The organism is Neorhizobium phenanthreniclasticum (assembly GCF_040066075.1).
GTDB lineage: Bacteria > Pseudomonadota > Alphaproteobacteria > Rhizobiales > Rhizobiaceae > Neorhizobium > Neorhizobium petrolearium.
Window position 1 is genome coordinate 1 of record NZ_JBEAAL010000058.1, and the last position, 11902, is coordinate 11902.

The following is an 11902-nucleotide window of genomic DNA, read 5'->3' on the forward strand; positions in this document are numbered from 1 at the left end:
CTATGGCCAGCCGACCAACACGGCGATGCAGACCAGGAAGGGCTATATCGGCGAACGCTTCGATGCCGAAACCGGCCTCATGTACCTCAACGCACGATACTACGATCCAGCATTCGGCAGGTTTATCTCTCCTGACGACTGGGACCCCACAATCGACGGCGTCGGCACCAACCGGTACGCCTATGCCCAGAACGATCCCGTCAATAACTCAGATCCGAACGGGCACTCCATCAGTCCGGACATCAGCAAGTTGGATAGCGAAGGCACAGGCGGCGATAGCGGCTCCGACAACGAGCAGACTGAACCTCAAACCCAGGCCTCAAAGGACATTACCGAGGCAGCGAAAGATTTGCAGCCCAATCAGCGCGATAAGAAAGAAGAGGATGCGGATCAGGCACTCATGGGATATGCCCGAGTTGATGAACATGGCTCCGGAATGGTAGGTTTGTCTGGTGCCGATGCTATCGACGCAAGCACGCGCTCCTCGGGAGGTGTGCATCAACAGATTGGGCATTCCCCGACAGTAATTGATCCGATCTTGCTTGACGGCCGCGGAGGGAGATCAGGAATCGAGGGACACGGCCTTATCAACACAAATAGTGGAAGCGGCTCAAATTCGTCTGTAGCTGATAGAATTGCACGTGATGGAAATATCAGCATTGAATTAGCTCAACAAGTTACAGGAATAAGCCGGCATGGAATCAATCAAGTTATCAATCGAGGAGTGGGACCTTCAGCTATATTGGACGCGCTTCGAAACCCGTTAAAGATCGTTCCAAGGTCAAACGGAACGACTCAATACCGCGGAGCCGACGCTACTGTCGTGATCAATCCAGAAGGAAATATTGTGACTGTGTGGCCTCAATGAAGGGTAATAAAATGTTCCGCAAGAATATATCTGGAGACGTTAAAGCCATATTGCTGGAGAAATGGGATCCTTTGGGCGTAAACGACGTGCCGCAGGCACGTGATGAGTACGACTCATACGTCCCGGGTATCCTAAGGCTTCTACACCAGCGGGCAGTCGCATCGGAGATCGCTGATCATCTCTCGAAACTTGAAAGTGATGAGCTTGGGATTATGCCTAATCACGCGAATAATCGGGAAGTAGCCAATTTGTTGAAATCGTTAGGGGAGTAATTGTTCCTCTCAGCTAGTTGTCGTTATTCAGGGCTATCGCTGCGGAGGTGGAAATCGAAACCAGCTTAGCGTCTTTATAGAGATGTGTAGAGGCGTGGCAATGCGCTTTGTGGGTCCGATCAAAATGTCTAGGATAAGAGATTTTCTGGATTGGTGGAGCGGGGAGCTCACGGACCTCTTCGAATTGCTGTCGAATTGTGCTGCGAAAAATTTTCGCGCACTTTTTAAATTGCGTGACGCAGGTGATGTCGGAAGTCCGGCGGTGGATACTGAGCGAAGTAGCTTTCGAAGACCGGTTCAGTTTTTCCCGGACCAAAGTATCGTCTTCGGAGAGCAGTTTTTGAAACTGCCTTCAGCCGCACAGAGGTTGCCTTTTAACAGATCGATTGCTGTGGCTTCTGCGTTGCTCTCGGAAAAAACGCCTTTCACAGCCCAAGAAGTCCACATAATTCCCGGATTTGTTGCAGGTAGCGGCGCTCACTTCTACGTCATTAAGAAATCTGTGATCGATCCCTCACTCACGCAACTGCAGGTATCGGGAACCAAAATTCGGCGTTTCGGCATTCGCGATGGCCACGAAATCCACTGGATTTCCTCTCGCGTCCTCGAAACCCTCCATCCTGTCTTCCATCATATCTGCCACTGGCGGAATGGCCTGCTCACCGCGTTCGCGATCCTGCTCGTCACATGCGGCGCGACCTATGCGCATGTTTTCCTCAAATATTCGGCGGCGCAACAGGAGCTTGCCGCCGCTGTTGAAGTCAAGCGCTCTGAGGCCCTAGAGATTCGCAAGCTTCTCGACCGGCAGCAGAAGAGCGTTTCGGCCGTCGAAGCGGCACGGAAAGGGAAGGTTCAGGCCGTCCCCGTGGTGCGCGTCTGGGAGGAACTGACACGGGTTCTGCCGGATGACGCCTGGCTGACGGATGTGTCGGTCGACGGCGATACGATGACGATCATCGGCTTTGCCGCGCAATCCGCCGCCAGCCTGATCGCGACACTGGACGCGTCCGACCTGTTCTCTCAGCCGAGCTTCATTTCCCCCGTCGTGCGCATTCCTGGCCAAGCCGGTGAGCGCTTCGAAATCCGGCTTCGGATCGAGGCGGCATGACGGAACTTCTGATCACACTGATGAATGCGCCGCGCGCCGTGCAGCGCTCGGTGGCGCTTGGCCTCCTCGCCGTCGTCATCGCGATCATCGTGGTGATCATCGGTTCACTTGCGTCGATCCTCTCCAGCAAGATCGGCAATATCGAGGAGATGCGGGCAGAACTTTTCCGGCTTGATGAGATCATCGCCCGCAGGCCTTCCGCCGACGTTCAGTTTTCAAATGGGGGCGCCGGAAGCACAGGCCTCTTCATCGAAGGCGATAGCCTGCCCGTCATTCAGGCCAAGCTTCAGGAGCGGATCAACACGGTGGCAAGCGCGACGGGCGCGACGGTCGCCTCGATCAGCGGCACGCCGCAGATTGAGATCGACGGCGCAACCTATATCGGCGTGCGTGCGGACCTTGAAGGCAGCTTGCAGGCGTTTCATGACGTCGTCCGACAGCTGGAAACATCCGAACCTCCGCTGATCATCCGGCAGGCCTCGATCCACAGCACGAACATGCTGGTCCAGGGCGTGCTGTCGGAACCGCTGCAGCTTGCCGGGCAGATCATGATCTACGGCGCGATCGACCCGGCAATCATCTTGCCCGAAAACGGACGACCGTGAGATGCTGAGATCGCTGGACGGACGGTGGAAGGCACTGCTGACGATGGTCGCGGCCTTTCTTTGTCTCCTCGGGCTGAACGTCGTGATCTCAGGGACGGTGATCGATATTTCACCGCTGCCCGTTGCCATGTCGGAAAGCATTTCGTCCGCAAGATCCGCAGGCACCGATCAGTCGCCGCTTTTGGCCGATCTCACGCTTCCCGAAACGCTTGCGCGCCCTGTTTTCAGTCCGACGCGGCGCGACTTCGTTCAGCCGCCGCCTGCCGAGGAGCCCGCCGAAGTGGTCGTGGAGCAGGCTCTAGCGGAGCCGGGGTCTTCCCTGCCGCCTCTGAAGCTCCAGGGAACGAGGGCCATCAACGGCAAGTTTTCGGCTCTGGTTGCAACCGGCGAGACGAGCGCCGACTGGTTCGGCGAGGGAGCAAAGATTGCCGGATGGACGATCGTCTCGATTACGGCTGAGACGATGTCGCTGAGCTCCGGTTCGCAGAGCGCGGTGGTTTCTCTTTACGAAGCGGGAAAGGCGCAGATCGGTGGAGCCGAGGATTGAAGCGAGCCAGAGCAGAGGAGAGGGCGGTTTTGCCCTGCTGGCGGTGCTCGGTTTCATGCTGCTTTTTGCCATGGTCCTCATGCCGTTTGCGGCGGCGTCGCGCGTGAAAGCTCTGAGCACCTCCTATGAATATGATCGTACGCGGCTCGGATATGCCGCCGAAGCGCTCAACGGCTATCTTGCCTGGCGCCTTGGCGATGATGCTCGCTGGCGCCAGCAGGCGGAGCAAGGCGAATTCCTGTCGCTGGATTGCCTGATCGACCATGCTGCCGCAAGGATCTCGATTGTGCCGCATGCCCGCCTCATTAATCTGAATACGGCGGAAGAACCTCTGTTAAGGGAAGGTTTTCAAAATGCGGGCCTGTCAGGGCACGATGCGCAGACCATTGCGAGCCTGGTGATGCAGTTTCGCTCGCCGCGCGTGACGGACGGGGAGACCGCGACGGGCGTTGCGGCAGGCCTCAAGCATGCTCCCTTCGAAGACCTCTCCGAGCTTCACGATTTCGATCGGCTTCTCGATATTTCCGTGATCGAACTTGGTCGCGTCTTCTCCGTAAATTCTGGCCGGGCCATCTTGTCAAAATCGATCGAGAGCCTGGGTCCCTCGTTGAATTACACCATCGAGACAGTGCTTTTTGATCGAGATTCCTCGGCAGGAGATGCGGCCATTTTTCTGGCAGGAAATCAGGGGCGACGGAGCAAGCGAATTGCATCAATCGATATCGATGCCAAGCCGGAGCGACCGCTACGGGCGAGGGGGTGCGAGGCGGTTCTCGGCCATGATGTCGTCCAGTTGTTAGGAGAGGTGTTGACGTGACCCTGCATTCCGCATCTCCTCAGGAGTTTCTGGTTTTTCTGGAGAGATCCGGACGCATAGCCGCCGAGGCCGCACAGCGGGCCCGATCGGCCGAACGGCAAACGGGTCAACCCATCGATATCATCATCCGCGAACTCGGCATTCTGCCGGAAGCCGCAATTGCCACGGAGATGGCAGATTTCCTGCAGATTTCCGCGCTAACCAGATTGCCTCAGATAGAGAGCCACGAGCTTGTCGAACGGCTCGGTCTGGATTTTGCCGCGGACAAAGCGCTTGTTCCCCGCGCAGTCGAGAATGGGGATCTGTTGCTGACAGTCGCCGATCCTTTCGACCTCGATACAATCAGAGCCGTCCGCTACTTCTTTGAGTTGCCGTTACGCCTCGAAATCGCCCCGCGAAGCGCCATCGACGATTATATACGCGGTGTCCGCCAAAGCAGCGATCGTATGGAGGTGGCGGATAATCCCGACGCTGTGGCCGATGTCGATCTCGAGCGATTGCAGGACATCGCACGCGATGCTCCGGTGGTCAAATTTGTATCAAGGATCATCCAAAAGGCGGTCGACGAAAAGGCTACCGATATTCATATCGAGCCGGAGGCCGATTTCATGCGCGTCCGCTTTCGACGGGACGGAATGTTGACCAGTGTGGAGAACACGGCGCGTACGCTTCATCCCGGCGTGATAAGCCGCCTCAAGATTCTTGCAAGGCTCAACATCGCCGAGCGGCGTTTGCCCCAGGACGGACGCCTCCGACTTGCCGTACGAGGCCTGGAAGTCGATTTTCGCCTTTCGGTTGTTCCGACAATCCACGGAGAAACGGTCGTCCTGCGCATCCTTGATCGGGAGACGGTTCGACTTGAACTTGGCGCACTGGGCTATGATGCGGCGTCAGCGGAGAAGATCCGGCAAATCATTCGCCGGCCAAACGGGATGGTTCTGGTCACCGGTCCAACCGGCTCGGGCAAGACCACGACGCTTTATTCCATTCTGGCGGAGCTCAATCGCCCCGAGGTGAAGATCTTCACCGTGGAGGATCCGGTGGAGTATCGCCTGACAGGCATTACGCAGTTGCAGATCGATCCAGCGATCGGGCTGACATTTGCATCCGCTTTGCGCTCGGTGCTCCGGCAGGATCCAGACATCATCCTGGTTGGCGAGATCCGTGATCGTGAAACTGCCGAGATTGCCGTCCAAGCGGCGTTGACAGGCCATCTGGTCCTTTCCACCCTTCATACCAACAGCGCAGTCGGTGCTTTCAGCCGGCTGCGCGACATGGGCGTCGAGTCGTTTCTCATCGATGCGACCACGAGAGGGGTGATTGGCCAACGCCTTGTGCGGCGGTGCTGCGAGGCGTGCCGGGATCGCAGTGACAAGATGGGGTGCCCGGCCTGTTCGGGAACAGGATTTAAAGGGCGGCAAACGACGTTCGAGATCCTTGAGATGTCCGATCAGATACGCCGCGCGGTCGTCAGCGGAGCAAATCTTGAGGCAATCGAAACGATCGCCAGGCAAGAAGGCATGATGCCCATGCGGGACCACGCGTATCGGCTCGCGGCAGATGGGATCACAACCCTTGCCGAGGCCGTACGGGTCGTGGAACTGGAAGACCGCTGATGGAACATTTTTCCTACAGGGCTTTCAACTCCGAAGGACGGCTGCAAAAAGGTCAAATTGATGCGCTCGATCTTCTGGATGCTCGTCGTAAGCTGAAGGCGAGGGGTCTTTCCGTCGCAGATCTCGATATTCTTGAGGCCCCCCCCCCAAGATCGGGAGCGCGCCTGCGAGCGTTGCTGCGCGCAAAATTCGATCAAACCCGTTTTTTTGGCGATCTTTCTGTCCTCATGAATGCCGGGCTCGGCATCGACCAGGCGCTTCGCGCCCTGTATGAAGCAAGTGGTCGCAGTGCGGATAAGGAGATCATCGGACATATCATCGAGCGTCTGGCATCCGGCGCCATGCCTTCCGCCGCCTTTTCCGGCATAAATGGCCTGCCCGAAGAAGCACTGGCTTTGGTGGCGAGCGGTGAGCGCAGCGCGCGTCTGCCCTCCGTCATGAAGGTTATCACGGCCGATCTTCAAAGGCGTGATCTGCAGCGCAAACAGATCGTCGACGCTCTGGTCTATCCGTTGTTTCTGCTGGTGATGATGTTCGTCGCGGTGGGCATTGTCACCTTCGTCCTGGTTCCAACGCTGGAGCCGATCTTTGAAAGCTCAGGCCGCGCGCTTCCCTGGATCGTTGCGCTGCTTTCGGGATTAAGAAGAGCACTTAGTGAGCCTTCGGTCATCATCACCCTGTTCGCAGGCCTTGGCCTTCTCTCGTCGATTGCCATCTTGCGGCCCTCCTTCTTTCGTGAGTGGTTCGGGGCGATCCTGCTCAAGCTTCCGCTCATCGGCGGAGCGTTTCGGCAATCAGCACTTGGACGATATCTGCAGAGCCTTTCGTTGCTGTTGGAAAATGCCGTCCCCCTCCCGGAAGCCCTCGCGCTCGCGGCACGTTGTTGTCCGGCGCAATCTTACAGAGAGCCGCTTCTGTCAATGCGGGAACAGGTGATTTCGGGAAAGAGGTTGCCGGAAGCCTTTGCGACCATCGGTCTTTTTCCTCGCGGCGTGGTTTCGCTCGTCGCCATTGGAGACGAAGTGAACCGGCTTTCTGCCGTTCTTGACAACGCAGCTGGAATTCTCAGGGCTGATGCCCAGCGATCAACCGACCGAATGCTTGTCCTGCTGACGCCTGCCATTACCATTTTCTTAGGTCTGCTGGTCGGCGGTCTGGTCATATCGGTGATGACGGCACTTCTCGGCATCAACGAATTGAGCGCTCAATAATGCGGTTCGGCAAACAGGCCTTGAATGCCGGCAGCGAGGGGTTCAGCCTGTCTGAGATGCTCGTCGTCCTGGCTGTCATCGGGCTTCTGTTCTCGATTGCAATTCCGTCCGTCCAGGGCTTGACGAAACCCACGCCGACGCGGGTGGCGCGCGAAGTTCTGTCTATGGCGCAGATCACCCGTCTGTCCGCGCTGAAGAGTGGGACCCCAAAAGCCCTCATGCTTGATGCCGCCGCCAAGTCCATACGGTCCGAAGCCAAGGCGAAAACGATAGAGATACCGTCGACAATATCGTTTTCGGCCACGGTAGGTCGTGATGAAAAGACGACCACGGATCGAGGCAATATTACATTTTTTCCTGACGGCGGGGCGAGCGGAGGGACGCTCCGCTTCGGATCGGCGGACAATGTCGAGGCAGTTGTCTCGATCAATTGGCTTACCGGAATTCCGTCATTGGCGGGGGCAGTCAAATGACGCTCGCCAATGATAGCAGCGGCTTTACCCTGCTCGAGACGTTGATTGCCTTTATGATCCTCTCGATTGCGCTTGCGATTTCGGCCGAGACCGTCGCGATCGCATCGAGGAGCCTTTCGAGCGCAAGAGAGCGGCAGGATGCCGCCAGACTGGCTGGAGTTTTGCGGGAAGAAAAACTGCCAGGTCTGTTGCGGGCGAAGCGAACTTTGGAGGGCATGGATGGCGTTCAGCGGTGGAAAATAGAAGCATTTCCGGCGGGAACAAAAGCCTCACGAAAAGATGTGAGCTTTGCGTTGATCACCATTTCGTCCGCTTCAGGGCGAGCGCACAAGTTTCTCCTTTTCGGCACTGACGCGGGCATCGAATGATGACGCTCAACGCCCACCGCGCCATTGCAGGCAGAAGACCAGATTTCCAGGAGGACGGATTTACGATCGTTGAGATGCTGGTGGCGCTCTGCATCACGGCATTGCTGTCCAGCCTGCTTGCGGTTGCCATCCTTCAACTGCGGCCTATGCAACGCGCAACGGACGCGAACGAAGCCGATACGGAGATAGGAGCGACCGCCGTTTATCTGCAACGTCTGCTCTCGAACGCGCGTCCACTGGCGCTTATTGGAGATGATCCGAACGAAAAGCTTGTTTTTGTCGCAGAACGCTCGAGCATGCGGTTCGTTTCCCTGGCTCGTGTCGAAAGTGACCGCTCCTCCTTGCGCGACATCGAGATCGTCACGCGGTCGCGAGACGACGGCATCGACCTCATTCAGCGGAACCGTCCACGGCGGATGCCCTCGGATACTCCGATAGAGGAATTTACGATCAGCGCCGGGCTGAGTTCGGTAGAATTTCAATTTCTGACAAGTCCCGGCAGGACAACCGAACCGGAATGGCTGGATCGCTGGACTGACAAAGAGGCGCTGCCGTCGGCGGTCAGGATCAAGCTATCAGCCGGGCGGTTCTCTGATGAAACAATCATCGAATGGATCGCCGCTATACCGGCAGGCAAATGATCAGTTGCTGACGAGGTCGGAATCCTGGCCGGTCCCGCCCATTTTCCGGTCGCGGCCGAATGACAATATCTGAAACGGCTTATCCTCGGCGGGACTGCGATACTGATAAGGCGTATTCCATGCATCGACGAACGAGCCGGCATTCTTGATGTAGGGACCGTTCCAGGTGCCACCGCTGGCAGGACGGTTGGCAAGCGCCGCCAGCCCCTCTTCGGTCGTCGGGTAATGGCCCGTGTCGATATAATAAAGCTCAAGCGCGCTTTCGAAATTTTTGATCTGCGCCTTCGTCGTATCGACCTTCGCAGAGTCCAGATATCTGAGAACCTGCGGAGTGGCGAGGGCCGCGATCAGTCCAATGATTGCCAGCACGACGAGGAGTTCGACCAGGGTGAAGCCGTCGTCCGCGCGGTTGCTGCTGGCCTTTGAAATGAGGCGCTGCTCGAAATTTGTCATATGATTGGTCCGATAAAGGGGTCGAAAAGGCGTTCGATGTTCCATGTGATGATAAGGGACGCAGCCAAAAATGGTCCGAACGGGATCTTTGTCGTCAACGATTGCCGCTTCCTGAGGCTCGAACCTGCCAGAAAAAGCAGCGCCAATGCCGAGGCCAGAAACAGGAAAACCGGAAACATCAACGGGCTGAACCAGACTGCAGCAGCGCCCGCAAGCTTGACGTCTCCGAGACCAAGCCCCAGCCGGCCCGTGAGCTTGAAATGGACCTGGCGAATGGTCCACATCAAGGCCGCGATCGCCAGGCCAAAGGCGAATGCCGGGGCGACCGATGATGCTCCTTGTTCTGCGCGGTACATCAAACCAGCGAGAAGGATGGCTGCATTGACTGCATTCGGAATGACGAACCATCGAAAATCCGAATAGCAGATCAGGCCAAAGCAGATGAGCAATACCGCCATCAAAAGGAGTGTCATGTCGACCATCAATAGCTCAGGCGCTTCATGTCTTGCTCCAGCTTGCTTGAGCCGCCCCGTCGTTTCTTGATGTCGGAGCTGAAGTCGAGCTGCTGCCTGAACTCCTCGGTCACGCTTCTCGCCTCGTTGACGTCTCTGACGATGCGCGGCCTGATGAAGATGATCAGCTCGGTCTTCCTGATTTGATCCGTCTTGTGCTTGAAAGCGTTGCCGAGCAGCGGGATGTCACCCAGGATCGGCACCTGGCTGCGCACCAGATCGTTCCTTTGCTGGATCAACCCACCAAGCGCCAGGCTTTCGTTGTCGTTGACGACCACCCGGGTCGAAACCTTCCGCTGCTGGATTGTGGGAGAATCGATTCCGGACGAGGTCGTCTTGACGACGTCGCTGACCTCCTGCTGGATGTCGAGCATCACCTTGCCGGACGTGTTGATCCGCGGTGTGACCGTCAAAATGATACCGGTGTCCTTCATCTCGACCGAATTGATCACCGGCGCATCGCTGTTGTCGGTACTCTGGGCCTGTCTGGTGACGATCGGCACCTGATCACCGATCTGCAAGATAGCCTTCTGGTTGTTCAACGCCATCAGCGTCGGAGCGGAGACAACATTGACGTCAGTGATGCTCGAAAGAGCATTCAAGGTCACCCGAATGTCGTTGGTCGCGTAGCTCCAGGCGAGTGCAGGGAAACTGGCGCCTGTTCCGCCTGACGAGAGGTCGGAAAAGCCGACCCGGAAATTGCCATTCTCGAAGAACCACCGAAGGCCGAACCGCAACTCGTCGTTCAAGGTGACTTCCGCGATGACCGCTTCCAGCATCACCTGCGTTGGGACAACGTCAAGCTGTCGAAGCAAAGGCTCGATCCGCTCGTATTCCCGCGCGGTGGTCGAAATAAGAAGTGCGTTATTTTCGATATCCGCCACGACTGATGTTCTTGGTTTCCCGGGTTGTCCCATCGGGTTCGAAAGCAATGCGGCCTCGCCATTCGCCGGTGCTTCGGATTGCGAGGCGTCATAAGCGCTGGAAATAGTCGCCGGCTGAAGGTCGGGTGCGATCGGGTTTTCGATGCTCCCTTGAGCGGCCGCCTGGCCTTCGCGTCCTTTGAGGACCGATTGCAGAATCTGTGCGAGTTCCTTGGCTGGGCGGTTTTGGATATTGTAGACGAACAGCCGCTCTTCATTCGTGGCGGCCAGCCGATCGAGTTTGGAAATCCACGCCGCGGCTCGCTCGAGATATGCAGGCCGCGAGGTAATTACGAGAACGGCGTTCAGCCGCTCGTTCGGAATGAAGCGGATGATGTTGCTTCCAGGTCCGTTTTCGGTGGAGAAGATTGCCCCTAATTCCTTGGCAACGGCGCTGGATTGGGACGCTTTCAAGGGATGGAGCGCAACCGACATCCCTTTCATCCAGTCGACGTCGAAAATGCCGATTGCGTTGCGCATGGCCGAAAGATCATTGCTCGTGCCGGCGAGCACAATGATATTGCGGCGATCATCGGTTCTCAGGATGGAGCCCTTCCGGCTGATGGGCTCCAGGATGCTCTTCATTTCGGCGGCGGCAACATATTTGAGCTCGAGCGCCTGGACCTTGATTCCCGGTCCGCCGAGCGAAGAGACAGCTGTGGTGATCTCGGGTGTGGACGAGAAGGCTTCGGACGCAGGAACGATCTGGTAGCTGCCGTTCTGTTTGGTGATCACGGCTCCGTTGACGGTCAGGGCGGATTCGAAGATGTCGAGGAGAACCTCTTTCGAGACGGGAGCGGCAGTCTGGAGAGTGATCTTGCCGCTGACGCGGGGATCAACGACATAGTTGACCCCCAACGTGTCGCCGAGGACACTTTTTGCCGCAGCATTGATCGGTGCATCAAGAAGATTGAGATTGTATCCGTCCGCACCTTTGGATGTCTTGCCTGCACTGATCGCCGGCTGCGTATTGAGGAAGCTCCCGGTTCCATATTGCGTAGCGCCTGCGAAAACCGACCCATCTGCAGAGCGTGTCGTGAAGCCGTGGGACGAACGATGTGAAGCGGGAAGCGGTTTGCCACTTGAGTCCAACTCGTTCAGCTTGACCGAGAACACGTCTTCGATGGAATCGCTCGTACTGCAGGCGCTCAATAGCATTGAGCCTAAAAGATAAAGCTGCCTTGAAAACTTCATGAAAGAACCTGCCTGCGCCCCGCACTCGATCCTATCGAACGTGGCTGTTCGCGCCATGACCGAAATTCAGCTCTTTCGTCCTGTCCACAATTTTTGGTGGCTTGCTGTTCCGGTCGGATTAAATGACCGCGGAGTGGCAACAGCAGGTAAACGTCGGCGTCAGTTTCATAAGCTCTTGCGGTTTATAATATTTCGATGACCCCCTGATTTTGGGGGTTGCGATTTTGGGGGCGGGGCATTCTAGGATGGGTTGTGTTTTGATTACGTTCTGATTCGCATTCGAGGGGGCTCATG

Annotated in this window: 13 protein-coding genes; 10 read left to right on the plus strand and 3 right to left on the minus strand. The window is 57.0% G+C overall.

Annotation, left to right across the window (positions count from 1 at the left end):
- The 10 genes from ABK249_RS33225 to ABK249_RS33270 form a co-directional block, all read left to right on the plus strand.
- On the plus strand, positions 1-868 hold an 868-nt coding region (locus ABK249_RS33225), incomplete at its 5' end, for an RHS repeat-associated core domain-containing protein (protein WP_348864883.1).
- A 372-nt stretch (positions 869-1240) separates the two neighbouring features.
- Positions 1241-2248 carry a PilN domain-containing protein gene (locus ABK249_RS33230; RefSeq protein WP_227705530.1) on the plus strand — a complete coding sequence of 336 codons (1008 nt, stop codon included), beginning with the start codon at positions 1241-1243 and terminating at the stop codon, positions 2246-2248.
- Positions 2245-2853: a type II secretion system protein GspM gene (gene gspM / locus ABK249_RS33235; RefSeq protein WP_227705531.1), complete on the plus strand. Its 609-nt coding sequence runs from the start codon at positions 2245-2247 to the stop codon at positions 2851-2853. The genes ABK249_RS33230 and gspM overlap by 4 nt, the downstream gene beginning before the upstream one ends.
- A 1-nt stretch (position 2854) precedes the next feature.
- Positions 2855-3400, plus strand: coding sequence for a hypothetical protein (locus tag ABK249_RS33240; protein WP_227705532.1), 546 nt, complete (start codon positions 2855-2857; stop codon positions 3398-3400).
- Positions 3384-4217: a hypothetical protein gene (locus tag ABK249_RS33245; RefSeq protein WP_348864884.1), complete on the plus strand. Its 834-nt coding sequence runs from the start codon at positions 3384-3386 to the stop codon at positions 4215-4217. Before ABK249_RS33240 ends, ABK249_RS33245 begins: the two co-directional genes overlap by 17 nt.
- Positions 4218-4387: 170 nt before the next feature.
- Complete coding sequence (locus ABK249_RS33250; protein ID WP_415926502.1) at positions 4388-5833, plus strand: GspE/PulE family protein; 1446 nt, start codon at positions 4388-4390, stop codon at positions 5831-5833.
- Positions 5833-7044, plus strand: coding sequence for a type II secretion system F family protein (locus tag ABK249_RS33255; RefSeq protein ID WP_348864886.1), 1212 nt, complete (start codon positions 5833-5835; stop codon positions 7042-7044). Before ABK249_RS33250 ends, ABK249_RS33255 begins: the two co-directional genes overlap by 1 nt.
- Positions 7044-7517: a GspH/FimT family pseudopilin gene (locus tag ABK249_RS33260; RefSeq protein WP_348864887.1), complete on the plus strand. Its 474-nt coding sequence runs from the start codon at positions 7044-7046 to the stop codon at positions 7515-7517. The genes ABK249_RS33255 and ABK249_RS33260 overlap by 1 nt, the downstream gene beginning before the upstream one ends.
- Complete coding sequence (locus tag ABK249_RS33265; RefSeq protein WP_348864888.1) at positions 7514-7885, plus strand: type IV pilus modification PilV family protein; 372 nt, start codon at positions 7514-7516, stop codon at positions 7883-7885. Before ABK249_RS33260 ends, ABK249_RS33265 begins: the two co-directional genes overlap by 4 nt.
- Positions 7882-8526 (plus strand): hypothetical protein, encoded by a 645-nt coding sequence (locus ABK249_RS33270; protein WP_348864889.1) that lies wholly within the window; start codon positions 7882-7884, stop codon positions 8524-8526. The genes ABK249_RS33265 and ABK249_RS33270 overlap by 4 nt, the downstream gene beginning before the upstream one ends.
- Here ABK249_RS33270 and gspG read toward each other — a convergent pair whose 3' ends face one another.
- Genes gspG through gspD form a run of 3 tightly spaced genes read right to left on the minus strand, consistent with a single transcriptional unit; the run spans position 8527 to position 11608 of the window.
- Positions 8527-8979: a type II secretion system major pseudopilin GspG gene (gspG, locus tag ABK249_RS33275; RefSeq protein WP_348864890.1), complete on the minus strand. Its 453-nt coding sequence runs from the start codon at positions 8977-8979 to the stop codon at positions 8527-8529.
- Positions 8976-9452 (minus strand): prepilin peptidase, encoded by a 477-nt coding sequence (locus ABK249_RS33280; protein ID WP_348864891.1) that lies wholly within the window; start codon positions 9450-9452, stop codon positions 8976-8978. Before ABK249_RS33280 ends, gspG begins: the two co-directional genes overlap by 4 nt.
- Positions 9453-9460: 8 nt before the next feature.
- A complete protein-coding gene (gene gspD / locus ABK249_RS33285) occupies positions 9461-11608 on the minus strand; it encodes a type II secretion system secretin GspD (RefSeq protein WP_348864892.1) in 2148 nt (715 codons plus the stop codon).
- Between the last annotated feature and the right edge of the window lie 294 nt (positions 11609-11902).

Bases quoted from the DNA above. Each gene is read 5' to 3' on its own strand.
- ABK249_RS33230 (WP_227705530.1), top strand. From the start codon at position 1,241: ATGCGCTTTGTGGGTCCGATCAAAATGTCTAGGATAAGAGATTTTCTG.
- gspM (WP_227705531.1), top strand. From the start codon at position 2,245: ATGACGGAACTTCTGATCACACTGATGAATGCGCCGCGCGCCGTGCAG.
- ABK249_RS33240 (WP_227705532.1), top strand. From the start codon at position 2,855: ATGCTGAGATCGCTGGACGGACGGTGGAAGGCACTGCTGACGATGGTC.
- ABK249_RS33250 (WP_415926502.1), top strand. From the start codon at position 4,388: ATGGCAGATTTCCTGCAGATTTCCGCGCTAACCAGATTGCCTCAGATA.
- ABK249_RS33255 (WP_348864886.1), top strand. From the start codon at position 5,833: ATGGAACATTTTTCCTACAGGGCTTTCAACTCCGAAGGACGGCTGCAA.
- ABK249_RS33260 (WP_348864887.1), top strand. From the start codon at position 7,044: ATGCGGTTCGGCAAACAGGCCTTGAATGCCGGCAGCGAGGGGTTCAGC.
- ABK249_RS33265 (WP_348864888.1), top strand. From the start codon at position 7,514: ATGACGCTCGCCAATGATAGCAGCGGCTTTACCCTGCTCGAGACGTTG.
- ABK249_RS33270 (WP_348864889.1), top strand. From the start codon at position 7,882: ATGATGACGCTCAACGCCCACCGCGCCATTGCAGGCAGAAGACCAGAT.
- gspG (WP_348864890.1), bottom strand. From the start codon at position 8,979: ATGACAAATTTCGAGCAGCGCCTCATTTCAAAGGCCAGCAGCAACCGC.
- ABK249_RS33280 (WP_348864891.1), bottom strand. From the start codon at position 9,452: ATGACACTCCTTTTGATGGCGGTATTGCTCATCTGCTTTGGCCTGATC.
- gspD (WP_348864892.1), bottom strand. From the start codon at position 11,608: ATGAAGTTTTCAAGGCAGCTTTATCTTTTAGGCTCAATGCTATTGAGC.